At 42.8% G+C, this 24759-nt stretch carries 28 protein-coding genes; 20 read left to right on the top strand and 8 right to left on the bottom strand.

Annotation, left to right across the window (positions count from 1 at the left end; all coding sequences use genetic code 11):
- Positions 1 to 147 precede the first annotated feature (147 nt).
- From yycF to ACFQV5_RS08380, 5 genes are read left to right on the top strand one after another with little or no spacing between them, the layout of a single operon-like run.
- Positions 148 to 879: a response regulator YycF gene (yycF, locus tag ACFQV5_RS08400; protein ID WP_379245565.1), complete on the top strand. Its 732-nt coding sequence runs from the start codon at positions 148 to 150 to the stop codon at positions 877 to 879.
- A complete protein-coding gene (walK, locus tag ACFQV5_RS08395) occupies positions 879 to 2705 on the top strand; it encodes a cell wall metabolism sensor histidine kinase WalK (RefSeq protein ID WP_379245563.1) in 1827 nt (608 codons plus the stop codon). Before yycF ends, walK begins: the two co-directional genes overlap by 1 nt.
- On the top strand, positions 2702 to 3982 hold the full coding sequence (locus ACFQV5_RS08390) for a YycH family regulatory protein (RefSeq protein WP_379245561.1): 1281 nt from the start codon (positions 2702 to 2704) through the stop codon (positions 3980 to 3982). Before walK ends, ACFQV5_RS08390 begins: the two co-directional genes overlap by 4 nt.
- 31 nt (positions 3983 to 4013) lie before the next feature.
- Complete coding sequence (yycI, locus tag ACFQV5_RS08385) at positions 4014 to 4763, top strand: two-component system regulatory protein YycI (RefSeq protein WP_379245559.1); 750 nt, start codon at positions 4014 to 4016, stop codon at positions 4761 to 4763.
- Between the two features lie 7 nt (positions 4764 to 4770).
- Positions 4771 to 5574, top strand: a complete 804-nt coding sequence (locus tag ACFQV5_RS08380; RefSeq protein WP_379245557.1) for an MBL fold metallo-hydrolase — start codon at positions 4771 to 4773, stop codon at positions 5572 to 5574.
- 6 nt (positions 5575 to 5580) lie between these two features.
- Here the strand turns inward: ACFQV5_RS08380 and ACFQV5_RS08375 are convergent, their stop codons facing one another.
- Positions 5581 to 5793 carry a hypothetical protein gene (locus ACFQV5_RS08375; protein ID WP_379245555.1) on the bottom strand — a complete coding sequence of 71 codons (213 nt, stop codon included), beginning with the start codon at positions 5791 to 5793 and terminating at the stop codon, positions 5581 to 5583.
- A 653-nt stretch (positions 5794 to 6446) separates the two neighbouring features.
- Here ACFQV5_RS08375 and ACFQV5_RS08370 point away from each other — a divergent pair.
- The 3 genes from ACFQV5_RS08370 (at position 6447) to rlmH (ending at position 8866) form a co-directional block, all read left to right on the top strand.
- Positions 6447 to 7820, top strand: a complete 1374-nt coding sequence (locus tag ACFQV5_RS08370; RefSeq protein WP_379245700.1) for a S1C family serine protease — start codon at positions 6447 to 6449, stop codon at positions 7818 to 7820.
- A gap of 192 nt (positions 7821 to 8012) precedes the next feature.
- The gene (locus tag ACFQV5_RS08365; RefSeq protein ID WP_379245553.1) at positions 8013 to 8180 is read left to right on the top strand and encodes a CxxH/CxxC protein; all 168 of its coding nucleotides are present in this window, start codon (positions 8013 to 8015) and stop codon (positions 8178 to 8180) included.
- Between the two features lie 206 nt (positions 8181 to 8386).
- A complete protein-coding gene (gene rlmH / locus ACFQV5_RS08360; protein ID WP_379245551.1) occupies positions 8387 to 8866 on the top strand; it encodes a 23S rRNA (pseudouridine(1915)-N(3))-methyltransferase RlmH in 480 nt (159 codons plus the stop codon).
- A gap of 212 nt (positions 8867 to 9078) precedes the next feature.
- Here the strand turns inward: rlmH and ACFQV5_RS08355 are convergent, their stop codons facing one another.
- Together ACFQV5_RS08355 and ACFQV5_RS08350 are read right to left on the bottom strand one after the other, a co-directional pair.
- Positions 9079 to 10158 carry a DGQHR domain-containing protein gene (locus ACFQV5_RS08355; RefSeq protein ID WP_379245549.1) on the bottom strand — a complete coding sequence of 360 codons (1080 nt, stop codon included), beginning with the start codon at positions 10156 to 10158 and terminating at the stop codon, positions 9079 to 9081.
- Complete coding sequence (locus ACFQV5_RS08350; protein WP_379245547.1) at positions 10155 to 10673, bottom strand: hypothetical protein; 519 nt, start codon at positions 10671 to 10673, stop codon at positions 10155 to 10157. The genes ACFQV5_RS08355 and ACFQV5_RS08350 overlap by 4 nt, the downstream gene beginning before the upstream one ends.
- A 246-nt stretch (positions 10674 to 10919) precedes the next feature.
- Here ACFQV5_RS08350 and ACFQV5_RS08345 point away from each other — a divergent pair, with 246 nt between their 5' ends.
- Positions 10920 to 12350 (top strand): class I SAM-dependent methyltransferase, encoded by a 1431-nt coding sequence (locus tag ACFQV5_RS08345; RefSeq protein ID WP_379245545.1) that lies wholly within the window; start codon positions 10920 to 10922, stop codon positions 12348 to 12350.
- 14 nt (positions 12351 to 12364) lie between these two features.
- Entirely contained in the window at positions 12365 to 13759 is a 1395-nt protein-coding gene (locus ACFQV5_RS08340; RefSeq protein WP_379245543.1) for a CorA family divalent cation transporter, read from the top strand.
- 170 nt (positions 13760 to 13929) lie between these two features.
- Here ACFQV5_RS08340 and ACFQV5_RS08335 read toward each other — a convergent pair whose 3' ends face one another.
- Entirely contained in the window at positions 13930 to 14313 is a 384-nt protein-coding gene (locus ACFQV5_RS08335; RefSeq protein WP_379245541.1) for a sigma-70 family RNA polymerase sigma factor family protein, read from the bottom strand.
- Positions 14314 to 14338: 25 nt separating this feature from the next.
- Positions 14339 to 14743, bottom strand: coding sequence for an NAD(P)/FAD-dependent oxidoreductase (locus ACFQV5_RS08330; RefSeq protein ID WP_379245539.1), 405 nt, complete (start codon positions 14741 to 14743; stop codon positions 14339 to 14341).
- Positions 14744 to 14949: 206 nt separating this feature from the next.
- Here ACFQV5_RS08330 and ACFQV5_RS08325 point away from each other — a divergent pair, with 206 nt between their 5' ends.
- Positions 14950 to 15555, top strand: coding sequence for a hypothetical protein (locus tag ACFQV5_RS08325; protein WP_379245537.1), 606 nt, complete (start codon positions 14950 to 14952; stop codon positions 15553 to 15555).
- Positions 15556 to 15807: 252 nt separating this feature from the next.
- Here the strand turns inward: ACFQV5_RS08325 and ACFQV5_RS08320 are convergent, their stop codons facing one another.
- Entirely contained in the window at positions 15808 to 16359 is a 552-nt protein-coding gene (locus ACFQV5_RS08320) for a sugar O-acetyltransferase (protein ID WP_379245698.1), read from the bottom strand.
- Positions 16360 to 16458: 99 nt separating this feature from the next.
- On the bottom strand, positions 16459 to 16620 hold the full coding sequence (locus tag ACFQV5_RS08315; protein ID WP_379245535.1) for a hypothetical protein: 162 nt from the start codon (positions 16618 to 16620) through the stop codon (positions 16459 to 16461).
- A 251-nt stretch (positions 16621 to 16871) separates the two neighbouring features.
- Here ACFQV5_RS08315 and ACFQV5_RS08310 point away from each other — a divergent pair, with 251 nt between their 5' ends.
- The 9 genes from ACFQV5_RS08310 to ACFQV5_RS08270 all read left to right on the top strand — a co-directional run bounded on the left by ACFQV5_RS08310 (position 16872) and on the right by ACFQV5_RS08270 (position 23781).
- Entirely contained in the window at positions 16872 to 17489 is a 618-nt protein-coding gene (locus ACFQV5_RS08310) for an NAD(P)-dependent oxidoreductase (protein ID WP_379245533.1), read from the top strand.
- A gap of 159 nt (positions 17490 to 17648) precedes the next feature.
- The gene (locus ACFQV5_RS08305; protein ID WP_379245531.1) at positions 17649 to 18017 is read left to right on the top strand and encodes a hypothetical protein; all 369 of its coding nucleotides are present in this window, start codon (positions 17649 to 17651) and stop codon (positions 18015 to 18017) included.
- 319 nt (positions 18018 to 18336) lie between these two features.
- A complete protein-coding gene (locus ACFQV5_RS08300; RefSeq protein WP_379245529.1) occupies positions 18337 to 19284 on the top strand; it encodes a helix-turn-helix transcriptional regulator in 948 nt (315 codons plus the stop codon).
- Between the two features lie 67 nt (positions 19285 to 19351).
- The gene (locus ACFQV5_RS08295; protein ID WP_379245696.1) at positions 19352 to 19936 is read left to right on the top strand and encodes a DinB family protein; all 585 of its coding nucleotides are present in this window, start codon (positions 19352 to 19354) and stop codon (positions 19934 to 19936) included.
- Entirely contained in the window at positions 19929 to 20381 is a 453-nt protein-coding gene (locus tag ACFQV5_RS08290; RefSeq protein ID WP_379245527.1) for an EVE domain-containing protein, read from the top strand. Before ACFQV5_RS08295 ends, ACFQV5_RS08290 begins: the two co-directional genes overlap by 8 nt.
- Positions 20382 to 20579: 198 nt before the next feature.
- Positions 20580 to 21272: a DUF3888 domain-containing protein gene (locus ACFQV5_RS08285; RefSeq protein WP_379245525.1), complete on the top strand. Its 693-nt coding sequence runs from the start codon at positions 20580 to 20582 to the stop codon at positions 21270 to 21272.
- 298 nt (positions 21273 to 21570) lie between these two features.
- Positions 21571 to 21801, top strand: coding sequence for a hypothetical protein (locus ACFQV5_RS08280; protein ID WP_379245523.1), 231 nt, complete (start codon positions 21571 to 21573; stop codon positions 21799 to 21801).
- Positions 21802 to 21831: 30 nt separating this feature from the next.
- Positions 21832 to 22674 carry a membrane protein insertase YidC gene (yidC, locus tag ACFQV5_RS08275; RefSeq protein WP_379245520.1) on the top strand — a complete coding sequence of 281 codons (843 nt, stop codon included), beginning with the start codon at positions 21832 to 21834 and terminating at the stop codon, positions 22672 to 22674.
- A 315-nt stretch (positions 22675 to 22989) separates the two neighbouring features.
- Positions 22990 to 23781: a TerC family protein gene (locus ACFQV5_RS08270; protein WP_379245518.1), complete on the top strand. Its 792-nt coding sequence runs from the start codon at positions 22990 to 22992 to the stop codon at positions 23779 to 23781.
- A gap of 166 nt (positions 23782 to 23947) precedes the next feature.
- On the opposite strand, the gene ACFQV5_RS08265 is transcribed toward ACFQV5_RS08270, so the two are convergent.
- Positions 23948 to 24460, bottom strand: a complete 513-nt coding sequence (locus ACFQV5_RS08265; protein ID WP_379245516.1) for a DUF421 domain-containing protein — start codon at positions 24458 to 24460, stop codon at positions 23948 to 23950.
- Positions 24461 to 24759: the final 299 nt, after the last annotated feature.

Here is a 24759-nt window from a genome sequence, read left to right as displayed (position 1 = left end):
ATACAATAGCCGCTCCTTTTAAGGGGGCGGCTATTGTTATTGGTTTAAGAATAGGTGCTTTTGCTACGGTAGGCTGATGTATGGGGCCGTCAGGTATGCTAAAATAGAACGAAGTCCGTTCAAGTGAAGGTATGAGGTGAGAGCTATATGCAGGGAACCATTCTGGTGGTGGATGATGAACAGCCCATCGCCGATATATTGAAGTTTAATTTAGAAAAAGAGGGCTATGAGGTAATTTGCGCATTCGATGGAATCAGTGCAGTTGAGCTTGCGCTATCGAAGCGTCCGGATCTGATGCTGCTCGATTTGATGCTGCCTGGGAAAGATGGAATGGATGTGTGCCGTGAGGTGCGTGCTGCCAACTTGCATATTCCCATCATCATGCTGACCGCAAAGGACGGAGAAATCGATAAAGTATTGGGCCTTGAGCTCGGGGCTGATGATTATGTGACCAAGCCGTTTAGTACACGTGAATTGCTAGCACGTGTCAAAGCACAAATGCGGCGGCAGCATAAAGAGGACAATAAGACAGATAACAACGGATCGTCCGATGCAGGTAAGCAGGGGCTTCGATTATTCGAGTTGTTTATGGATACAGATATGTACATGGTGTATAAGAACGGGGAAGCACTCGATTTGACGCACCGAGAATATGAATTAGTTTATTATTTGGCTAAAAACGCCGGCAAAGTGATGACAAGAGAGCATTTGCTGCAGGCGGTATGGGGCTTTGAATATTTCGGGGATGTACGCACAGTGGATGTGACGATTCGCCGGCTGCGTGAGAAGATTGAGGAGAATCCGAGTAAGCCGGAATACATTTTGACCCGGCGGGGACTTGGTTATTTGATGCGCAGTCCCAAAAACGGAGGGCTGTAATGAAGTGGCTGTCCTTCTTCCGCACCATTCAGGCGAAGGTCATCATCATATATGTGTTGCTCATCTTGATCGCGATGCAGCTCATCGGCGTTTATTTTGTCAGTGCGATGAAAAATTCGTTAACGAGCAATTTTACGACGGATTTATTAGAGCGGGCAGAGCTTATGTCTGTACTTGCGGCTAAGACGCTAGCTGGGGGCAGCGAGTCGGATGAAGATTCGGTAGAAAGCCTGCAGGTGATGGTCAGCAACTTGTTTAACATGGACGGCGCGGAAATTCAGGTGCTCGATGCGACGGGCCGGGTGCTTACAACATCACTCCTGTCGCATGCCGACTATGTAAACACAAAGAATACTCAGACCGTTGTTAGTCGTGCGCTACAGGGCATTGTAGATAATGAAGAGTATATTATCGATGAGGATGGCACCCGTAAGAAGGTCGTTGCCAAGCCTGTCATTCATAATGGGAAAATCGTAGGCGCGATTTATATCGTAGCCAGCATGAGTGAACTGTACGCGACGATGGAGCGGATTAATAGTATATTTATATCCGGTATATTGCTGGCCCTTGGTCTGACAGCGGTGCTTGGAGTCATTCTGTCTCATACGATTACCCATCCGATTAAGGAATTGACTCGTCATGCGCGGGCGGTGGCCGAAGGACGTTTTACAGAGAAAACACCGGTATTCGGCAGTGACGAAATCGGCCAGCTCAGTCAGGCGTTCAATTACATGACCAGCAGACTGCGAGAAGCTTTATCGCAAAACGAGGAAGAAAAAGAAAAACTGGCCTCCATCCTCACGAATATGAGCGATGGCGTAATTGCGACTGACGAAGTTGGACGTGTTATTCTTATGAACCGCCGAGCCGGAGAGATGCTCGGTGTGGAAGGGGAAGAACTGGCGGGTCGTGAAATCGGTTCTCTGCTAGGACTTGAAGGTCCGGAAGCCGAATCCTTAGCCCGTGGAGGTAATGACTCAAAGCTGCTGGAGATCAAACCTAATGAAGGCGGCGAGCCTTTTATGATGCGAGTAACATTTACGCCGATTCACCGGCGGGATACTGGAATCACTGGTACGATAGCCGTTTTACAGGACGTTACGGAACAAGAGAAGCTTGAAGCTTCACGCCGTGAGTTTGTCGCGAACGTCTCGCATGAGCTCAGAACACCGCTGACAACAATTAAGAGTTACACCGAAGCGCTGGAGGATGGAGCGCTGGATGACAAACAGCTGGGTCCGCGCTTTGTAGGTGTTATTCAGAATGAGACAGGCCGGATGATCCGGTTGGTCACTGATTTACTGCATCTGTCTAGGCTTGATTCCAAAGAAGGCGCGCTGCGCAAACAGCGGGTGGATATTGTGGAGATGCTAGAGGATGTAGGGGATCGATTTTCTTTTCAAATGCAGCAGAAAAATGTACGTACGATTATTGACGCGAAGCCGGGAGTATCGACTGCGATGCTTGACCGGGACGGAATCGATCAGGTTCTCGACAACTTGATCTCGAACGCGCTTAAATATACGCCTGACGGTGGCACGATTACAATGGAGGCCGCAGTGACGGAAGACGGTATGCTGTCCTTGTCTGTAGCAGATACGGGTATTGGCATACCCAAGAAGGATTTGGACCGAATATTTGAACGTTTTTATAGAGTGGATAAAGCCCGGACTCGTAATATGGGGGGAACTGGACTTGGTCTTTCCATTGCCCGGGAAATTGTGAGAGTACATGGTGGATCCATATCGCTTCAATCTGAGCTTGAAAAAGGCACAAAAGTAACTTTTACCCTGCCTTTGGATGATGAAGGGAGGGAGACACCATGAAGGAACGATTAAAGACGGCGACACTGGTCATGTTAGTGCTTGGCAGTCTGGTACAGAGTTATTTCCTCATTTATCGTCTCCCTGGCAGTGATTCAGTGGTGCGTGCTGAGAACTCATATATCAAGACGGAAACGATGGGTCCCGAAGAAAAAGCAGAGAATTTGATCTATCCGAAAAAAATACTGATTCATCTGGGCGATAACAAACATACGGTTTTTTATCCGGATCAGATGTTTTATGAACTTGTCTACAATCGTCTGAAAGGTCGGGAGTTTGACAGCTTCCAGCGCCGTAAGGTGAACAATATGGACTGGTCCAAGCTTCGGTCTAGCAGCAAAGGAATTGAGCTTAGTTTTGGTTCCGGTATGCCGGTGACGCTGCTTCAGAAAGTGATGCAGATTAAGCCGGATTCCCTGTTCGATGGAGAAAGCATTCACAAAATGTGGCTGTACAGTATAGATGGTGAACCCAAGGTACATGCATTGTTTTTCAGTACAGAAGGGGATGTCGTCTACGAAGCTGCTCAGGTTGACCTGACAATACAGGATATCCATCAGCTGGTTGATTTCGGGAAAGATTGGGTCCCATATACAATGCAGGAGGAAAATTCTCTTTATATACCAGAGGAGCCAGTAGGGATGGTGAGTATGGTGCTGCCAATCGGTATGTATACCGTGGAGCAGATGCAGCGAAGCTTATTCTTTGATCCTAGTATTACCCGGAATATAAGGGAGCGGGATGGTTCTGAAATTTATACAGATAGCAAACGAAGTCTTCAGGTGGATGAAGGACAGAATTGGATGAATTTTACCGATCCTGCTGCGCCTCCATCGGGTGAAAGCAGCCCCGGAAAAGATGTGCTGTCAGCGATTGAATTTGTGAACCAGCATGGAGGTTGGAACGGTGGTTATCGACTGAGCCAATCTAAAGACAATAAAGATCGGACACTGGTGGAGTTTCAGCAATATCATCGCGGATATCCGATTCTCAATACACTCGACTTCAATTATGGCATTATGAAGTTAGAGCTGCAGAATGGGACGGTTACTTCCTATGAGCGATCTTTGTTATATATTGAAACAGAGGAACAGAAGAAGAAAATCGTGAATCTACCTGTGGGAGATGAACTGCGAGAGCAGCTTGATATATTATCTAAATCCATGAAAATTGTAGATTTGGAACCGGCTTACCTGCCATATATAACAGAAACGGGATTGTGGCTTAAACCGGTATGGGCTGTACAGCTTCAGAATGGAAGCATGAAGGCATTAGAGTGATTGCAGAAATGAAGATGGAGGAGGGAAGTTAATGGATTGGGGACGAGCTAAAAATGTGTTGATCTACGCGTTTCTGCTACTGAATCTGTTGCTGGGCTATCAGCTATGGATGGATTACCGTGAGCAGGTCGGCTCCAATCTCGACTTTACTTCCTTGTCTGAGAATACCCAGCGGGTCATGGAGGAGAATCGGATTCAGGTGCTCAGTCCTATCCCTTCGGAAACTCCTCAGCTGCCAAAGATCGCTTATACGTACAGTATTCCGCAGAATGGAAACCCTGTTAAGTTGAATGAAACGGTGGAAACCAAGCTGGTCTACTCGGATCAGAAGAAGCTGATGGAGGAGCTCGCTGGACAAATACCTAACCTGAATCAGTATCGTCACGACCCGCAATCGGATAAAGAAAATGCTTTTATATTTCGGCCTCTGGTAGACGGAGAATGGCCGTTATTCAATGTCGAGCTAGAGCTAATCTACGAGAACCAAAAGATTGAGTATTTCCGCAACCCTGTGCTGGAAATTCAGGAAACCAGTGATGTGGAGGAACAGAAGGTGTTGTCGGCATCGAAGGCGCTTGGGACGATCATCGAGCGGAACATCATTCCGCCGAAGTCGGCAGTTAAGGATATACAGCTCGGTTATTACGGGCAGATGTTCAATACCGATGTGGAACTAGCGGCCCCAGCATGGCGGTTTACGCTGGATAATGGAGAAATGATTTACGTTCAAGGGATTAGTGGAGATGTGTTCACACCCAAGACGGAGAAAGTAAAGGAGTAACAGACTTATGGGGATATCATTTTCCGTGCTGTCGAGCGGCTCAACGGGCAACGCAACGGTTGTTCGTAATGAGGATACGACACTTTTGATCGATGCCGGGCTGAGTGCTCGGCGAATTGATGAGCTTCTGAAGGAACGCGACATGTCCGGAGAAGAGATTGATGGAATTTTGGTTACACATGAGCACTCAGATCATATTAAAGGGCTAGGCGCGATTGCCCGTAAATATAATCTTCCGATTTATGCGAACGAGAAGACTTGGGAAGCGATCAATCGATCTGTTGGCAAGATTGCAGAAGAGAACCGAATTGTACTGGATAGCCATGAGGTGAAAGATTTCGGAACGCTTCGTGTGGAGCCATTTGAAATTTCACATGATGCTGCTGCGCCAGTGGGTTACTGTTTCTATGATGGAGATGAGAAACTGGGAGTAGCGACTGACCTCGGGTATGTAAGTGATAAAGTGAAAAAAGCGATTGAGGGCTCGGATGTGCTCGTTCTTGAGGCTAACCATGATATTGAGATGCTGCGCATGGGGCGGTATCCGTGGAACACCAAGCGGCGTATTCTTGGCGACATGGGTCACTTATCTAATGTATCTGCAGGAGATGCACTTAGTGAGCTATTAACTGGGGATACGAAGCGGGCATATCTTGCTCACCTTAGCCTGGACCACAATATGATGGATCTTGCCAAAATGACTGTTCGAGACACGATGGAGGACAACGGGTGCTTCTTTAAGGATAGTGAATTTAAATTATGTGACACCTACTACAACCGTTCTACGCCGTGGGATAGAATAAAGGACTAAGTACGGTTATATACTGGGATACGAGGGATGAGACATAAACTGGTCCAGCTCCTCAGCTTTATGTGCTATCTCTTCGCGAGTTAGCAGCCCTTTATCGATCAAGAGCTCGATGATGGTGCTTAAAGCGAGGGTGTTACGGTAATGCTCGTCCTTTAAATCCCCCAATTTTGCTGCAATATGTACGAAATCCATAGCTGTTCCTGCGCTATAACGTTCCATGTTTAAATCCTCCTTATATAACTCATATTTTTAAAGAATTACATTCCTTTGGTGAGTACGTGTTTCAGTCTTGGAATTGACCTTATTCTAGAGTAGAAAAGATGACCTGATTCCCCTGGCGTTATGGTACAATGAACGAAGGATGACAGGCATGAATTCTATGAATCTGGCAGTCTCTCAAGTGCCTTTCATAGAGGCTTGTTTCTATTGTAGTCCTCACTTTGGAAAAACATTCTCATTTTTCGCAAAAAGATTGTTTTTTTTCATGGGTATTCATCAAAAAGGCGCTTATCTTGCCTGTTATGGTGGTATAAAGAACTAGGGACTTTTTTAGTGTGAATTCCTAATACATACCAGTCTGATATCGTTCTTTCAATATCGACAAACCGTTATTAATAGTGATTTATCAAGAGGTACGCATGGTGGTTAGCAGGTGCAACTTTTTTAGTCACATTCGTGTTTAGTACTATATAGAATGTTTACAGTGGAGAATCGGTTATTACCCTTAGACTGGTGCCAGCATCTATGGCGCGATGAATGGGTTCCGAAGACGAGGGTTGTTATATAGACAAGATCATTCAGTGGACAGTGGAATGAAGCAGGAAACTGGAGTGTTGTCTTGGTGTATAACGACAAAGGGGAGAGGGATCGCGATGGGATTGTTTGATGATGATTTTTATTCGACGAAAGTATCCAGACGCAGCAAAAAAACGAGCTCGGATCGCCCTACGCGTTTCCAGTGGCGCTCAAGTCGTAAGCGCAGAAGCTTGTCTACATTTCAAATATCTGCGATCAGTTCATTGTGCAGTGCGCTCATCGCGGTTCTATTGTTCAGTCTGATAACTGGTCATCCGTCCACCTCGTCGAATATTGCAATTTTGAATGGTCATTCGGTTGCACAGACGGATGGAGATCCGTATGACCGTCTTGTGAATGCTGCAGCGAAGGTGCGCCCCGCCGTCGTCAGTGTTGTTACGCATAAGGACCCTAAGCCGGCCACTCCGGAAGAACAGGATGGAACGGATTTGGAAGAAGAGGCTCTACCTGACTTAGGTGACATGGAAGAGTTACCGGAAGACTTCGATCTGGGAGAGGAATTCGACTTCGGTGAAGAATTTGACTTTGACGACAATTTTGGCGCTGATGAGTCGGCTTTAGGTTCCGGGGTTATTTTCAAAAAAATCGAAGGTAAAGCTTACGTCATCACAAATAATCACGTCATTGATGGTGCGGATACGCTTGAAGTCGTTATGGTAGATGGAGAAACCAAAAAAGCAACGCTGGTCGGCACGGATCGTGTGAGTGATATTGCGGTGCTGGCGATCGACAGCAAAGGCATTAACGTGGTCGCTGAATTCGGAGATTCTTCAAAGCTGCGTCTTGGCGAGACTGTGTTCGCGATAGGTAATCCGCTCGGACTAGGCGATACATTGACCTCGGGAATTATCAGCTATACAAACCGGACTATCCCAGTATCCCTTAACCAAGATGGTGTATTCGATTGGGAGACTCAGGTTATCCAAACGGATGCGGCGATCAACGAAGGCAATAGCGGCGGCGCGCTTGTGGATCTGAATGGTAAAGTGATCGGGATTAATACGATGAAGATTGCTGATACGGGTGTAGAAGGACTTGGATTTGCGATCCCAACGAATGATGTGACCGAGATCGTGAAGGAACTGATATTGAAAGGGAAGATTTCGCGTCCATATCTGGGTGTGTACACGATTGATCTCAGTAACCCTTACGCGCCGATGAGCAAACAGGAACTCAAGGATCTAAAGTTGCCGAAGACGGTTACGGAAGGCGTTATTGTACTGGATGCTTTAGGACCAGCAGAAAAAGCGGGTCTGAAATTGAATGACGTGATTACGAAGTTTAATGGGAAGCCAATCCAAACGACACTCCAATTGCGTAAGTATCTTTACCATGAAACGAAGATTGGCGATAAGCTGAACGTGACTTTTTATCGTGGTGGCAAGGAACAAACCTTGAAGGTGTTGCTCGAGGAGAAGCCGGAGGAATAATGAGGAAGGGCGTGTAGCGCCCTTTTTCTGATATTTAGGGAAATGCTAATAACCATGGTCAAAGACCAAAGGTTCACCGGCTGTTTCGACAAAAGCATTTCTTTTTCTTAAATTGTATGGTAGAACAGAAGAGTGGTCTTACTTTATATTATTGCAACAACAGGATGCGAAAGACAGAAAGGATGCTTATAAATGTACGTCGTATGCAAGGAACATGTGGAGCTAGCGATCGAGAATTTCGTGGATGAGTATGAGGATGCCCCGGATGTTGTCGATTTGAAAGAGACGGAGTTCTCAGACTGGGACCCACCGGTGAAGTGCGCGGAGTGCGAGAAGCATGCAGAATTTTTGGTTGTTTAGTTTTGGGCTTTATTTGAATAGATGATGTAGTGAAAAAGCGTGAGGAATCACGCTTTTTTTGTTTGTGTGTCGGGAGAGGAAGTCTCCGAGAGCGAGTCCCCAAGTAAGTGGTGCTTGGCGTGTGCATTTTCTTTATCCACTTGGGCGACCATGTTAAAATGAACGACGAACGAAAGAATAGAAACAGAATAAGGAGCGGTTACGCTATGAATATACAGATCGTATGTGTTGGTAAGCTGAAGGAGAAGTACTTAGTTCAAGGGATCGCAGAATATAGTAAGCGCTTAGCGCCCTATGTACGGTTGTCTGTGCACGAGGTGCCGGATGAAAAAGCGCCAGAGAATATGAGTGAGGCTGAGATGCGCCAGGTGCAGGAGAGGGAGGGCGCAGGCATCCTATCACATATAAAGCAGGATGCTCATGTGATAGCCCTAGCCATTGGCGGCCAGCTCTGGTCCAGTGAGGAGCTGGCAGCGCACATCGACAAACTTGGCACGTATGGGACAAGTACAGTTGCTTTTGTCATTGGCGGCTCGAACGGCTTGTCCGAGGAAGTACTGAAGCGGGCCCAGACGAAGCTGAGCTTTGGTCGTATGACCTTGCCGCATCAGTTAATGCGACTCGTGCTGGTGGAGCAGGTGTACAGGGCGGTGAAGATAAATCGGGGGGAACCGTATCATAAATAAAGGAGATTCGTTCTCAAAAACGGGAATAGCACCGATCTGATAGTGGATTGGTACTATTTGAGTTAGATGAACAATTGTTGCATGAAGGCTGGTTTAGATTTAGATGGACTTTTGTATATACACTATCAGACCATTGCGTACAACTTACTAATTCATGAGGAATTATTGATAAATAATCGTTCTCATGAAGTTATGTAATTTTTTTATTAGAATTATAAATTATTTGAATATAAAATTATTTCGGCTAGTTTTTTTTGTTCTTGTTCATTTGAAGGGAAAAATTCTGAAGTCAACTGTTTATTGGTGTTATTTAACTGGATTTTAAATTTTCGAAGACATCTTGAGAAATAACTATAAGTTAAATCCTGTTGCTTTATACCATCAAAATATAACTTTGGAAATGCTCTCATCAGCGCCCCATATCCAGTTGTTTTAGATAATATATACCTTTGTGGATCTTCCCATTCTTTTTGGAAAGTATCTTTAACAGCACTAAAGTAATTGAATAAAATTTTATAAATTATTTCATCTTTTTCATTTATAAAGTAGTATCGCAAAGGAATACCAGGGTCATCTTTGAGTTTGATGTCAGGTTGATTCTTTAAACTTGATAGGTCTGAATCCGGATTTTTTGAAATTAGGGGTAATAAATATTTAATAAAACTCCCTTGGGATAATGATGAATTCTCATCTTCTTTTTTTCCTAACATTTTTAATCGTTTATAAAAGGGAGATTTAGTATCATTGTTTAAGGATCTGGCTAATTCATGTGATGTTTTTTGCGGGCTTCTATTTTTTGAAATATTAAATAAATCATAGATAAGTGACATAGAGACTTTAGTTTGTTTACTATTTATTATTGAAAAGATGTAAGCCTTCTCTTCTTCTGTTAAATTAAAAAGTAAGATGATAGGTAATTGAAAATCATTAATTTTTGATGATTTGAATATCCCTTCAGTTCTATGTTGGCCATCTATAATTTCAGCAATTTTATTTCTATCATTAAAATAAAAAACATTTTGGGAAAGAAGGCAGTCTATATCATTATTTACGGAAATTACAATTGGTGTAGGAAAAACGGAATCAACATCATTAGTATATGTTTCAATTTCTTTTATTCTTTTTAACGATAGCTCTCTTTGATAACCGGATTCATTTTTTCGTCTATTAACAATTGATATATTTTTTAAAACACTAGCTTCCATAACTCCCATATAAAAGGTTCCTATTGGTTGAGTAACAGAAAGTAAAGGAATTTGATATTTAAATTTTTTATTTATTTGTATCTTCATAGTTTTGCTCCTCTCCCATCGGTTTCAACATTTTGACTTGCTCTATATAATAAAGTGTTTATAGATTTATCATCTAATTCAGTATAATTATCATAATCTATATGTAAATGTTGCAAACAGAGAAAATAAATACTTGAAATTAAAGATATTAAATAGAGAAAAATTTGGAAAAATATTTGAGCGAAAGAGGGGTTTTCAGGTAGTGAAATAAATAATAGCATCATGATCGAAACTAGCAAGAAAGAAATGGATAGAGAGATGATTTTTAACATTTTAAATTTGATTTCTTCAAAGTTCATTAGTTCAATAGCAAAAGTTAATACACTAGATGCCAAAAGAGCTATAGAAAATGTATAAAAGTTTCCTGTTACTATATTAGCAGTAAAAAATCTTGATGAATCTGAAATTAGAATAGCCCAAATACCTAATTGACCAAATATAATAATAAATATAGTCCAAATTATAAGTAATCCTTTGATTTTAGGAATTATATTAAAAGGTTTAAATATCTTCATTATTTCAATATCACCCGCTTATTATATATAAGTGAATAGTACCATAAAATGTTACAGAAAAATATAATATCTGACAAAATATCTCACTTACATCCACCGCGGTGAACCGTATCATAAATGACGCAAAAAGTCGGGGGGGTGTGCCGCATTATTGTAACGCCAAGCAGGTAAGTTTCCTCTCGCCAAACACGAATCATATAGTACATAATAAAGATTAATGATTATTACTGGGAGGCACATGAGAACATGGAAATTGTTCATTCACCGGGATTGAAGGTAGAGGACAAATTAGGGCTGATCCAGAGGGTATTGCAGTCCGGAGATTATGACGTAGCTGTGAAAGAGTGTTGCACAGTATTTGAGATTGTGTTTCGCAAAATTTTTCAACAAGCCGTTATCACTCTTCCTTATAAAGAACGCGAATTACTTCAGGAAGTAGAAAGAAAAGTTGGAAAGGGAACGAAAGGTGTCGAGGACTTAGGATTCGGCGAACTGGTCGGATTGTTCCGCGAGAGCAAGCTGATGGAGAAATGGTCTAAACATACTTCCAGAGATATGGGCCTGATTCAGACGTTGAATTATGCAGAAATCGTCAATCTAAGAAACCGGATTACGCATCAGGGAGCTACCGCCAGCCGTGGCGAGGCCAATCTCGTATACGAATATCTAAGGAATTTATTAGCTATGCTCGGTTTTGCAGAGTTGGACAAGTCCATCAACGAGTCATTTAAAAAAGAGAATACCAGCGCTGCTGATCCCGACCCCGGTTCAGGAATGCTGCATAGGTTGCCGAAAATTAGTAAGTCAGCTCCGATTCAATCTCAGTATTCGCCGCTTGACAGCAATGAAAGCGTACGGCTGTCGATTCAAGGCGCCAATTATCGGGAGATTGATAAAAGAGGGTTTCTTCAGGCTTTAGCAGATCTGGATAATCGAACTGACCTGCTAGGCCTTGATCTCGGTTGTGCAGGGGGAGAGTTGACGGTGGAGCGGTTCAATATGTTCTCCGAATTCCGCCATGTGGTCGGAGTTGATTTGAATGAAGATAAAATCCGAGAGGCGTCCATGGCAGGTTATGGCGACAAATATACATTTATAAGTGCGAATGTGGAAAGCGCCGAATTCGAGGAGATTATGGCTAGGCAATTGGAACGCCATGGACAGCAACGCTTCGATGTCATATTTTCCGCATTAACTCTCCATCATCTCTCTAATCCAGTTAAGGCTTTATTTAAATTGAGAAAGCTCTTAAAGCCTAATGGATGCATTATTCTACGAGGTGCTGATGACGGTTCTAAGTTGGCCTATCCGGACGAGCAGTGTCTCGTACAAAATATATTGTCCATGACGCAGGAAGTGGAAGGCGCATCGGATCGAGAGAACGGTCGAAAATTGTACATTCAACTAAAAAAAGCCGGTTTTGGACGGATTCAGCTTCTCTATGATGTGAAGGACACCGTAAACAAGACGATAGAGGAGAGATTATCACTTTATCAAGGGAGCTTTTCATACCGACTCAACAATTTTAAGAAGAGATTGGATCAAGAGCCGGACAATAAATCTTTTCAAGATGAGTACAATTGGATGAAGGATGCGCTTGAAGAATTGGAAGTGGAGTTTGTTAACGATACCTTCTACTATCAAGAAACGGTGTATCTGGCAATTGCCCGACAGTAGAGGAGAAAGTCGCGATGGATCAGTCACCTATAAAAAAATCGTTTATCTGTTTAATCGTTCCTTTTGCATATCGTGTGCCTTTTAGTGAGTGCATCAATCGCGTTAACTCTGATCATTTTGAATTGAAGGACATCAAAGCAGACCGTTTATTTGATTATGCTGGGCACCTCGTTTCGGCGGATCACAGTCGTCATGAAGCGATAGGAAAACGTTGGATGATGCGGCAAGCGGCCAGGAAAACATTCGGGCTGCCCCACAATTACCATCACCCTATGTCTATCCGGGCCAAGCAGCAGCAACGGATCATTTCGATCAACGAAATACAACTCTATTTGTTCGAAACGCAGACGGGTTTTCTGGCGTATCATATCGAGTTTCATGGTGTTCTTACGATTGATGAGCAAGTTGAGGCGATATATTATCTCAAAAAATTGATGAATTACAGCCATGAAATCGCCTTCGAACAGCGGGTCTCTAAGGAAACGAGTATATCCAATACGGTTCAGTTAAGTGAGATGAGCCGCTCTATTTTGCAGGAGCTCGATATCGCCACCTTCTTTGAAGGGGAGATGAACCATCCTACCGAGGCACTGGTCTATTCTTCAGTCTTGTTAGGCAGTTCTAAGAAAGAAGTGGAGAACTCCATAGGCAGTTATTTGTTCCATATGCGCAGAAGCTTTAAGGCATCCTACAAAGCGTCTGCGGCGGAACATGATTTGAACGGAAATCAGGATATGTTGACGTTATTCGAAAACAGCTGCTGGGGAATTTCACTCGAAGGATTAGGTAATATCGCAACAGCTACGGATGATGAGGTCACCAATGAGTTCTTTGGAAGCACCTATTTTCATCATGTTGAAAATACATATTTGTACTTATATATTTTGGCCTTGCATCAAAAGTATGCACTTCATTATTTAACAGTACAAGCCTCTGAACTATCGCATCACTTACATATGCATCAGAACAATCCTGCGGAACAAAGTCAGATCCTCATTCAGATGAAGGAACGGATCGTTACATTTCTGCTTCGTTCCTCGTACAAGCAGGTATCTCGCAGCACACATCACGCATTGTTTTATGAATGGATTCGCAGTCGACTCAAAATTGATGATATGTTCAGTGAAATTCATGAGGCTTTGGAGGCACTTGTTTCATTAACTGTGGTGGCTGAGAAGAAGCAGCGGCAAGAGGAAGATGAACGCAAAAGAAGGGAAGCAGAGCGGTTCAACAAAAAAATAACGGGCATATCCGCAGTGTTTTTGCCGCTCAGCATCGTCACAGGCATATATGGCATGAATTTATCATGGCTAGATCCGATCAAGGAGCCGTGGGTGATTTCACTATTAGCCTTAGGAACATATCTATTAACTTTTATCCTTTTCAAATACTGGTTTAATAAAGAATAGCATGATATATGCCTTAATCTATTTGCTATATTGGCACCCAAAAGGGTGCCTTTAAATTTCGCTCTATAGATGATACGCTGAACCTTATCATAAGTAAAAGAGGTTTTTCAAATTGCAAAGAGATTGTCCCGAAAGAGCATCATTAATTGTTCTCTAGGGACAGTTTCAATTTAAATGATTTGAACAGGTAATTTTTCAGGGTTCATTGTTATATACATTTCGACTATTTTCTCATTACTAATATAAAAACTAAGGATACTTTGAATCTTACCATTCATGGATATTACGATTGCTGGTTGATAGTTGATATTTTTAACCTCGAAATAAAAGTCTTCGGGGGCCTTTTTTATGACTCCGTATAATAAGGCCAAAACGTTGGTTATGGATACAATTGGACGTATTGCTGCCGTGACTTTGCCTCCACCATCAGAATATAGGGTGACATGGTTAGAGATAAGTTCTAGTAAGTCATTTGTATTGTTCTTTTGGAAAGCTTCTATAAAGCGATTAATCATTGACTTATTCTTCTCAAAGTTTAAACTTTCACCTTCCACAGCTAAGATCTTTTGCTTAGCCCTGCTAAAAATTTTCCTCAGGATCTATACTCATGACTTTCAACAAAACCGCGATCCATTCCATACGTTCTTTCCCATTCAAAAGGCCTGTTGTAAATAGTTCCAAAGGAGAAAGCGGGGCAGTATATTCGATATCGTTTTCAATTAATATACCGCCTAATTTGGGTGATTTTCCACTAAGACTAATACCTAATTCATTGAGAATAGACTTGGCTTTTCCTTTTTTATAAAGAGCATGCGGGCCTAGATTCAAATACTGTTGATTGACCTTGTTTGTTCTAGCCCTGTCGCCAATATTTTTCCCCTTTTCTAATATTAAAATAGACAAATTGGTTTTCGCTAAATAATTGGCTGCAATGTAACCTGCTAATCCGCCACCAACAATGACAATATCCCACTTATGAGTCATAAGATAACCTCCTTATGTTATTTCATAACTCAGGACGATTATGGGTAAATAATTGTGACACGTTATAAACAAAAGTTAATAAATTTGTTTGTAAAAAAGCTACAGTTTTAAGAATTGTGTCCAGCTATCATAAATGGTACACTACATGCAACATCTTAGTATTTAATACATCAAGACAAAATCTTGATTAAATCTAGGAGGAACAAATGAAGAAAATTCTATCCATTGTTATGGTAGTATCTTTGGCTCTTGGTTTGACAGGGGCGGCTTCTGCTGCATCAGTTAAAACCACAAAACCAGCCACACAACAAGTTAAAACAACATATGTGGTATACCCAGGTAATGGTTCTGCGTTAAAAATTAAAAAGGGATATAAGAAAGAAGTAGTCCTAAAAGAAATGAAACCAATGGCAGTACAAGTTTTTAATATCTTTGGTGGATATTTTACTACTAATGATAAGGCAAAAGAGAAAAACATAAAGTCATTCAATGCATTCGTTGATAAAGCTATTCCGAAGACCTATAGTATGGATATTAAAAGTACTAAAAATGGGTATGTGATGCGTCAACATGGAGCAATTTGGGATGCAGAAAGTAAGGATTTAGCGAAATTTGGTAAGGAACTCCAAAAAATCACTAAAAACACCAAATTAGGACAAGAGATTTATGCTTGGGAAGAAAACGACACACTTACTATCAATTTTATGTATGATACTAAGGTAGCTGGCGATAAATATCAATCAACAGTCCAATTTCAGTTTTCATCCTTGAATGATAAATACTATGTTTTAACTGGCATCTATACAAATTGATAATGGATTAAATCTTAGACACCACTTAATGAGTGGTGTCTTTTTGTAGTACGCTCAGCATGGGCGTCATCCTTCAATATGGATGTACCCTTTTCATCCATTAAGGTGAGCCGTATCACAAGTGACGGCGAAAATAGGAGGGAGTATGTACCCTCCCTCCTTGCTAGCACTGATTCTTATCAAGTATCTACTTCACCTTATGCTAAAAAGGCTCAATAAAAACTATGTAGCATAATAAAGTCTGTGTGACAATTAAAGTGAGCGGATTGCCGTACAAGGGTTGCCGACAGCCAAAGTGTTCGGCGCAATATCCTTAGTAACAACACTACCTGCACCGATTACACTATTCGCGCCGATCGTTACGCCTGGCAATATGATAGCTCCAGCACCAATCCAGACATTGTCGCCAATCGTGACAGGAGCTGTGTATTCTAGTCCCGCCAATCGTTGCTCCACATCCATCGCGTGGTTTTCCGTTATGATACAAACATTGGGAGCGATAAATACGTTGTCTCCAATCGTAATGAATCCGCTGTCCATAAGTTTGCAGTTGAGGTTAATGAAGCAATTATTCCCCAGGGTGGTATTATACCCATAAGTACAAAAAAGCTGCTGCTCTACAACGCAATTTTCGCCAACCTTACCCAGCAATTCGCGTATAGCGGCACGTCGCAAATCACGCTCCAGTGGGTGCAAATTGTTATAGTCGTACAATTTCTTTACAGTGACATCACGGTCCGCAACAAGCTCTGGGTCATTAGGTTGGTATAACAATCCGGCATGTGATTTTTCTTTTTCAGTCATTTTAGACACCTCGTAAAATATTTGATTGTCTCTCGATAATTCTGCGCTTTCTCGGCATAATGTGTCATTTCGTCATACTTCATGCTATAGATACCACTTCTAGATTGCAATCGTGAACTTCATAGTAGAAGGGTCAATGGCTTGCAAGTACTCCTCAACGTTCTCATCAAAAGTTTGCTCGATGAGCAAAAGGTGTTCATTATTTAGCTTGCTGCTCCAGAGAAACCACGTCCAGGAATAGGAGCGACCGAGATACAACATCCTGAAGTAGGCTTTTGGCAATTCTCTTGATTTCGCTCTATCGATGTTACAATGAGCCGTATCATATGTAGAGCCGAATTTTGGGGATTGTAACAACCAAAAGTTAAACGTCGCTGCTTTCTTACGATATCGAGTTTATTAGCTGTAGTAAGGATTTTGAGTCTCGGCTTGTCGAGTAATAGTACTGTTTCTGTTATAAATAGGATATTATCAAGAAGCGTACAGAATGATGGAAAGTAAGGTGAAGTGCTATGAAAATTATTGTTTTTGGTGCAACTGGCGGTGTAGGTCAATCTGTCGTGAAACAGGCAGTGGAGAATGGTTTTGAGGTAACGGCGTTTGTACGGACACCAACAAAGCTAGAAGTTACACACGATAATTTAAATATTGTAAAAGGAAATGCCTTTAACCAAGCAGAAGTCGCAGCAGCAATTGCTGGTCATGATGCTGTCGTGTCATGCTTAGGCTCTAATCAAGGGATGAAAAAATCAACGGATCTCCAAGAAATGGCGAAAACGATTGTTACTGGCATGCAGGAGCATGATGTCAAACGAATTGTCTACACAGCGTCTGCTGGGATTCATAAAGAACTACCAGGCATAAGCGGGAAACTGATCATGAGAATGCTTAAGAATACTCTAGCAGATCATCGAGCTGCTACTGATTACATTGAAGCACATGGACTGAACTATACAATTGTTAGACCCTTGGGGTTAACCAATCGTCCCCTTTCAGGAAAGTACAGAGAATCTACAACGAGTGTACCAAAAAACTCAAGATCCATACCACGTGCTGACGTTGCACATTTTATTCTAAAAGCATTACATAATGCACAATACCAAAACACATCAGTCGGAATTTCTACTTAGAAAGTAACAAAACTCTAATACATATCTGGCGATATGTTATCAAAAGCGGTGATTTTCTTTTCGCCCCTTAAGTACGGTTCAACCAACGACTTCCATACTGGCTGAGATAAGTTACTGTTCAGTATTTGAATTTCGAGAATTAGAAGAAGGAGAATAGAGATGACCGCAAAGTTTATCTTGAATTATACGGATGGAGATTTCATGGAAAAGATAGAAATACCAATCTATAAAGAGTATCGCAAAGGTACCTCTTTTCAACTGTACCATTTAAATCGCAACCCTGCTCTTACTGTTCATAAGGAATTGTTGGTTATAGATGAATCGGGGATAGCACCAGAGAGTATGTTTAAAAGTGTTACAGAATTTTATGAAAAAATTATCCCTTATTTATTGAATAGGAAAAATGAGTCACTATTCTTATTTGGGGAGTACTATGATGCAGAGAAAGATAAGATGATAGACATTGATGATATTGAGACTCCCTGTTTAGTAGGTGGGGAAGTCATCTTACAAGAAGAGAAAAGGTAATCTAGCTCAACAGAGGTAGTCGCTGAAGAATCTGAATCAATAGAAGAGAAAAATAAGATCGATGTAACCTATATACATTAAATAAACGTTTACATCTATGTAAACGCTCGCTTAGCATGAAAGGTACCTCTTTAAGTTTCTTGGTTTTGGATCACTCTTTATCTTCACTATCATAGGGGCAACCGAGATACAACATCCTGTAGCAGGTTTTTGGCAATTCTCTTGATTTCGCCCTGTAGATGTTACGATGAGCCGTATCACAAATACGGGCATGTGTATTAGAAGTTATTTTGAAGCTTCAGAAAAGGAAGAGGATAATGTGAACAAAACCGATCGGATGTTGGCCATCGTCATTGAGTTGCAGCGTAAAGGCGTGCTGCGCGCCGAGGATTTGGCTACCAAGTTCGAGACGAGTATCCGCACGATTTACCGTGACGTTCAAGCGCTAAGTGAAGCGGGCGTTCCGGTGTTGGGTGAGCCGGGGGTAGGTTACTCCTTAATGGAGGGATACTTTCTCCCTCCTGTCAGCTTCACGGCGGAGGAAGCGGTAGCGCTGCTCATCGGGGCTGACTTCGTCGAAATGAGGTTAGACGCTGAGTACGGCGCGAAGGCTCGCAGTTCGCAGGAGAAGATCGAGGCGATTTTACCGGAGAACATACGCCAGGAGAGCGAACGGATCCAATCGACGATTCGGCTGCTGAATGAAAGAGGGGCGAAAACGCGTGGGCAGGAAAAAGAGACATTTGAACAGTTGCGCCAAGCGATTCTTCGGAAGCGCAGGGTTCGTTTCCGCTACTCCAAAAACTTGCCGGATTCGGACGGATATCGTCATAGCGAGCGAACGGTTGATCCTTACGGGCTCGTTTTTTCTCAAGGGGTGTGGATGCTTGTTGCGTTCTGTGGGCTGAGGCACGACATCCGGCATTTTCGGCTGTCTCGCATGAACGAGCTCGCTGTACTGGATGATTCGTTCAGGATCGTTCCGGGTTTCCACTTTCAGGATCACCGGCCTATAGACGATCGGAATGTGACCGTCCGCATGTTGGTAGACCAAGCCATTGCGGACCGGGTTCAGGAATCGGACAATTTCTATATGGAGTCGTTCGAGCCGGGGGAAGAAGGCTGTCTGGCGACGTTCCGCGTCCGGCGGGTGGAGGATCTCCTGCAATGGACGCTCGGATGGGGCGCAGCGGTGCGTGTGCTGGAGCCGGAATCGCTGCGCGAACGGGTGCGCGAGGAAATCAAAAAAATGCTTATACGCTACTGACAAACCGCTGTCAGTAGCGTTTTTGTATGCTAGATTCAGCTTAAGACAAAAGGAGCTGGGTTCGGCAATGAATACGAAAGAAACGTTGCGTAAATTCGAGGAGACCGTCAGCGGTTATATTCAAGAATTGGATGGCTCAAGTCTTGAACAGCTGCTTTGGAAGCCTGCGGAAGATGAATGGTCGCTTGGTCAGATGTACATGCATTTAATCCGTTCCGCGCAGTTTATGCAGTTGAGGAACGCCGCATTATGCCTTGAACCGGGCGACAGCCCGGAAGTCTCACGGGCGGGCAAGACGAAGCTTGGGGAGGATGTGTTCAAGACGGGGAGCTTCCCGCCGGATCGAATTCGGGTTCCTGCGTCCCCACAATACACGCCGCCGCAACCGGATAGCAAGGAACAACTTGTCGACGGGTTGCGGGATACGGTACGTCGGATGGTCGAGATCGAACCGACGATTGCGTCGGAGTTTGAACCGGTTACCCAAGTGCGATTAGAACCGGGTAAGGAGATCGTTCGAAATACGGTTCTCCATCCGCGATTGGGCGGATTGAACGCGCTTGAATGGTTCCGACTGATCGAGATGCACTATCGCCATCATTTACTCCAGAAGATGCATCTGGACGACACTTGGAGGGAAGCGCATGGGTGAGCCCGGGCCGAAAAGTGGAAAGCCTTCCTATTGGATAGGCGTCGTCTCGGCGTCACACGTACAGCAGGGGGTTAGTGGCGGCTTTGCCCAGATGTGTCACGGTAAATCTGCGCCGTTACGCAGGATGCAACAGGGGGATTGGCTTGTGTACTATTCTCCTCGCATGGAGATGGGAGACGGCGAGCCGTTGCAAGCATTCACCGCCATTGGCCAAGTTTTAGACGACCGTGTATACGAATATGCGATGTCCGCGACGTTCGTACCTTACCGCCGGAAAATCAACTATGTTCCCTGCCGAGAGGCGAGGATCGAAGGCTTGCTTGATCGGCTGTCCTTCACCCGCGGCAAGCGGAATTGGGGCTACCCGTTCCGTACCGGCCACTTCGAGATAAACCGTGAAGATTTCTTAACTATCGCAGAAGCGATGCATGCGGCCATCCAATAAAGGAGTTTGGGGTAGTGGATATCGCTTTAATAGTTGAAGCCGCCTTCTGCCTCTGAGACCTTGGGTTTCAGGGGTTTTTAGTTTGTGTTCGCTAGAGTTGTCCACTATTTTTAACATATGTTATGATAAAGGTAATAAATGGATGTTATTAAAAGATTTGGCGGTGAAAGAATTTACATTTGAAGAGGAGCGGACGAATTGAAGAAACATTTTATTGCAGGTGCACTGTGTGGTGCTCTTTTAATGGCGACAACTTCTGTATTTGCTTCGAGTGAAATTAAAGCCATAGTCTTTCCAAGTAAAGTTACTTTTTCTCAGGCTGACGGACTCTCTAAAGAAATGCAACTACAGGAAGGTGAAGAGGTGCTTAACTACAATAATAAGGCATATATACCTCTTCGTGTATTCGCTGAGAGCAGCGGTGCTCTTGTAAAATACACACAAGCCTCTCCTGAGACGGATAACAAACATAAAATAGATGTCCACTATGTTGCTGAAGAGACTCTTCCAGAGCAAACTTCAAATGCAGCTGGCAATCAGCCACTTAAGGACTCAAGGGAACTGCAACTACAAGATATGCTTGTCGTAAGTCTACTTCCTCATATGCAAGAGAAGCTTGCTGAGGTATACGCAGATATAGTTACAGTATCACCCATTATTCATCCTGATTATGTAAATGTGAAGAGTGTTGAAAGGGTAGCTGCTTTTCGTGGTTTTGATTTTTTAATCACAGTAGATGCTCAACCCATAGTCGGACCTCATATACCTGTCGGCAAAGATACACTTACATATCGGATCTCTGCAGCTGGAGTTGAGCTTAAAAGTTTTGAACATCTTAAAGGACCCGATAAGGATGACTTCCTCCCCAATAACCAAAATCTTTTGAAGTAACGGGTACGATAATTGAATCAACGACAATCAGGCCACTGATTACTTTTGGTGGCCTTTTTTGCATGTTTATAAAGGGATGATTATAGCTCTTGGGCCATGCGGAAAATGCAGGAGACTATGCGCCGCAGCAGTTCTTTTCGGAATTATGTCCGCATGGGAAGCACCTCCCTGACCTATCGAAAGATCGGGGGGCAGGCAGGTTAGTGAAACCACACCGTTGTTCTAACGTATTATCATTATTCAAATTTCACCAATACGGCTCATGCGGAGGTGAACTTGACTGGAGCATTTTTATGACTTGGTTCAATTGATATTCTCGATCGCTCTCATCTCTTCCATAGTGTTACTTCCATTCACCTATTTTTCCTCACAAGAGATACACCGGGATCATGAAATTGCTACAGCCGGTTCAACTTGGTTTGTGGCTGTAAGGCTGTCGCAACCGGACAGTATTCAGCGGTGGATAGTACGTACCGCCAGACGAAGAGAAGCGCCTGATGAAGACGATAATGGTCCTTCCCCACATTGAATTCCATAATTTCAATTAGGGAGGACAACGATGGAAAAAATTCTGTTGCTCCAAAAATGGGCGAAGCCCATTCTTGTCATGTTGATTGGGGTTATTCCGATCATTGTGCTCAGCGGGTGTTCGACAGCATCCCAATTAAACTCGATTCATGCCGATTCACCAGGGATATTTAACCACTATTTTATATATCCATTTTCGATCTTGATCAAATTCTTCGCGAATGCATTTCACGGAGACTACGGATTATCGATCGTGCTGGTAACTTTCATCATCAGACTTGCGATCATGCCGCTCATGATGAATCAAACCAAGAAACAAATGGACATGAAAGAAAAGATGTCCGTCCTCCAGCCAGAGTTAACTGCACTTAAGGAGAAGTATAAGAACGACGTCAGTGCGGATGCCAAAAAACAACAGCAAGTCGAGATGATGCAGCTCTACCAGAAGCATCAATTTAATCCCTTAAACATGGGGTGTTTACCGATGCTTCTCCAATGGCCGATCACTCTCGCATTTTATTACGCCATTCGTCGTACCCCAGAGATTGCAGCTCACGATTTTCTGTGGTTTAGCTTGGGGAAAACAGATATGATTCTGCCGCTTATTGCCGCTGCGGTGTATTACGTTCAGTTCCGCGTATCTCAATCCGTTTCAGCGCAGTATCAGCAAAATCAAAATAACCAAATGGCTTTTATCGGATTGTTGTCACCGATCATGATGGGTTTGTTTTCATTTGTGGTGCCCGCCGCGTTGCCATTATATTGGGCGGTTGGTGGTATATTCAGTATCGTGCAAACGATCATACTTAATAAAATGTACACGAAGCCAAAAGTAAAGAGTAAAAACCTACCCAACGGAGTAGAAGATTTATAAGATGGAATCAGTCATACAGCAATACTAAATTAACCCTTTCTCATTTGCTCTGGAAGTTTAATGAATTAAGCCAAAAGTAATTGACATATTCATTAAACACAAGTATCTTTTTTTAGGTAGATTTATATTCAACAAGTTCATACACACTCCAAAGGGGAGTAGCTATTTAAAAATATAGTCGTCATTCCGAGAATATTTTCTCCGGCTATATTGCAATATTATATTGTTAGCGAGACCTTTGCCTATTCGTATAGGCAGAGGTCTCTTTTTTTGTTTTCTCAATATTTTACAGATATAAATTTAGGGGGATTGGTTATGGATTTAGGTTTATTGATGGAGTATGGAGGAGTGTTCTTTGTACTTGTCCTGCTGGAAGGGCTGCTTGCCGCAGATAATGCATTAGTGCTTGCTATTATGGTCAAGCATTTGCCAGAGGATGTTCGAAAACGTGCACTGTTTTATGGTTTGGCGGGTGCTTTTGTATTTAGATTTGCCTCGTTATTTATCATTTCGTATTTGGTTGATATTTGGCAGGTACAAGCCATCGGCGCCCTTTATCTCTTGTTTATTGCAATCAATCACATTGTTAGAAAGGTCTTTATTAAAAAGAGCGAAGAGCATGCCGGTGTAAACAAGGAGAAGAAAGGCTCTGGGTTCTGGATGACAGTACTGAAAGTAGAGTTAGCAGATATCGCCTTCGCAATAGATTCCATTCTAGCTGCAGTTGCTTTGGCTGTCTCGCTACCGTCTTCTGGCCTTGGTACTATAGGAAGTATGGATGCTGGACAATTTATCGTGATATTCCTTGGGGGATTTGTAGGACTTGTTATTATGAGATTTGCTGCATCGGCTTTTGTGAAACTGCTTGAAAAGAGACCAAGTCTCGAAATTGCGGCTTTCGTGATCGTTGGTTGGGTAGGCGTCAAGCTTGCAGTACACACGCTTGCTCATCCTGCGCTTAGCATCTTACCTCATTCATTTGCTGAATCGACTGGCTGGAAGATTACCTTCTATGTCGTGCTGATACTTATTGCAGTAGTTGGTTGGTTTGCATCAAGCGAAAAAACCGAAGCAAGTGAGGAAAAGCCGGAACAGATTGCTTTATAAGCTTTATCAGGTTAATTGCTCGAACAAGAAACGAATAATTAATACCACTAAAAGGCTACCCGATTCATTTGAATCTGGGCAGCCTTTTTGCTTTTAGAGCGGTTATGATGCTTATGATTGCATAAGCGTGTCTTCTATTGGTTAGAACAGTTTGATTTAGCTCGGCTTAAAGTTCCTCTTTTAGGTGATCTATCAAATCTGCTCTGGATTCGTTCGATGAAGAAATAATGGATAACTTCCCATTGCTTTCAAGGACCACGGAGCTTACCTCATCCATAGTTTCAAAGCCTTGGTTTCTGGCAGTTTGGTAAATATCTTCTTTGTTGATTCTTGTTTTCTTCATGGCACTGTTGATATAAACGCCTTTGTAATACAGCAATTGAGGGTCAGCTGTCAGCATTCCCCGAAACCAAGGTCTGTGTAAGGACAGCTTTGCCAATAAAAACTGCATTCCAATTAGCAGAGCTAACGCGGTTAAACCTTCACTCAAGGAAATCTGTTTATTTAGGATAACCGTAGAGAGAATAGAACCGAGGGCAACCGAAACGGTAAAATCATAGGCGTTCATTTGAGAAAGTGTTCGTTTGCCGGACAATCGGACCATAAGAATGAGTGAGATGTAGCTGATAATTCCAATAATAATAATTCGAAACAAATCGCTCCAAGTATTAAAAAACATGGCAATCTCCTTTACGTATAAATAGCTTTTACGTTATTACCCTGGTTTTTATATGGTGGAACAATACTCTTGTCATTTCGAGTTAGGCGATAATGGGAAGATTTCACTTGCCCTTCGCAGGCTTTTCTGTTATTTTTGATAGTAACAAATTGTTATTAACAATATGTTACTAAGAATCGTTTGTGTTTTCGCTCGATAAATGAGTGGAGAAAGTGGAGGGGATGCACTGTGAAGAAGGTTGCGGGTGGCTGGAATCTGTTTGAATTAGCGTGGTTGGTGCTATTTACTTCAATCGCTGT

The sequence above is a fragment of the Paenibacillus sp. GCM10028914 genome, from assembly GCF_042666275.1.
Classification (GTDB): Bacteria; Bacillota; Bacilli; order Paenibacillales; family Paenibacillaceae; genus Paenibacillus_AQ.
The sequence above is the reverse complement of the archived record's forward strand: the minus strand, read 5'-3'. Positions and strand labels throughout refer to the sequence as shown.

Coding starts and splice junctions, on each gene's coding strand:
- yycF (WP_379245565.1), top strand. CDS start 148: ATGCAGGGAACCATTCTGGTGGTGGATGATGAACAGCCCATCGCCGAT.
- ACFQV5_RS08390 (WP_379245561.1), top strand. CDS start 2,702: ATGAAGGAACGATTAAAGACGGCGACACTGGTCATGTTAGTGCTTGGC.
- ACFQV5_RS08345 (WP_379245545.1), top strand. CDS start 10,920: ATGGAAATTGTTCATTCACCGGGATTGAAGGTAGAGGACAAATTAGGG.
- ACFQV5_RS08340 (WP_379245543.1), top strand. CDS start 12,365: ATGGATCAGTCACCTATAAAAAAATCGTTTATCTGTTTAATCGTTCCT.
- ACFQV5_RS08265 (WP_379245516.1), bottom strand. CDS start 24,460: ATGTTTTTTAATACTTGGAGCGATTTGTTTCGAATTATTATTATTGGA.
- ACFQV5_RS08305 (WP_379245531.1), top strand. CDS start 17,649: ATGACCGCAAAGTTTATCTTGAATTATACGGATGGAGATTTCATGGAA.
- ACFQV5_RS08365 (WP_379245553.1), top strand. CDS start 8,013: ATGTACGTCGTATGCAAGGAACATGTGGAGCTAGCGATCGAGAATTTC.
- ACFQV5_RS08320 (WP_379245698.1), bottom strand. CDS start 16,359: ATGACTGAAAAAGAAAAATCACATGCCGGATTGTTATACCAACCTAAT.
- ACFQV5_RS08355 (WP_379245549.1), bottom strand. CDS start 10,158: ATGAAGATACAAATAAATAAAAAATTTAAATATCAAATTCCTTTACTT.
- ACFQV5_RS08295 (WP_379245696.1), top strand. CDS start 19,352: ATGAATACGAAAGAAACGTTGCGTAAATTCGAGGAGACCGTCAGCGGT.
- yycI (WP_379245559.1), top strand. CDS start 4,014: ATGGATTGGGGACGAGCTAAAAATGTGTTGATCTACGCGTTTCTGCTA.
- ACFQV5_RS08325 (WP_379245537.1), top strand. CDS start 14,950: ATGAAGAAAATTCTATCCATTGTTATGGTAGTATCTTTGGCTCTTGGT.
- yidC (WP_379245520.1), top strand. CDS start 21,832: ATGGAAAAAATTCTGTTGCTCCAAAAATGGGCGAAGCCCATTCTTGTC.
- ACFQV5_RS08380 (WP_379245557.1), top strand. CDS start 4,771: ATGGGGATATCATTTTCCGTGCTGTCGAGCGGCTCAACGGGCAACGCA.
- ACFQV5_RS08330 (WP_379245539.1), bottom strand. CDS start 14,743: ATGACTCATAAGTGGGATATTGTCATTGTTGGTGGCGGATTAGCAGGT.
- ACFQV5_RS08270 (WP_379245518.1), top strand. CDS start 22,990: ATGGATTTAGGTTTATTGATGGAGTATGGAGGAGTGTTCTTTGTACTT.
- ACFQV5_RS08315 (WP_379245535.1), bottom strand. CDS start 16,620: ATGTTGTATCTCGGTCGCTCCTATTCCTGGACGTGGTTTCTCTGGAGC.
- rlmH (WP_379245551.1), top strand. CDS start 8,387: ATGAATATACAGATCGTATGTGTTGGTAAGCTGAAGGAGAAGTACTTA.
- ACFQV5_RS08350 (WP_379245547.1), bottom strand. CDS start 10,673: ATGAAGATATTTAAACCTTTTAATATAATTCCTAAAATCAAAGGATTA.
- ACFQV5_RS08290 (WP_379245527.1), top strand. CDS start 19,929: ATGGGTGAGCCCGGGCCGAAAAGTGGAAAGCCTTCCTATTGGATAGGC.
- ACFQV5_RS08370 (WP_379245700.1), top strand. CDS start 6,447: ATGGGATTGTTTGATGATGATTTTTATTCGACGAAAGTATCCAGACGC.
- walK (WP_379245563.1), top strand. CDS start 879: ATGAAGTGGCTGTCCTTCTTCCGCACCATTCAGGCGAAGGTCATCATC.
- ACFQV5_RS08375 (WP_379245555.1), bottom strand. CDS start 5,793: ATGGAACGTTATAGCGCAGGAACAGCTATGGATTTCGTACATATTGCA.
- ACFQV5_RS08310 (WP_379245533.1), top strand. CDS start 16,872: ATGAAAATTATTGTTTTTGGTGCAACTGGCGGTGTAGGTCAATCTGTC.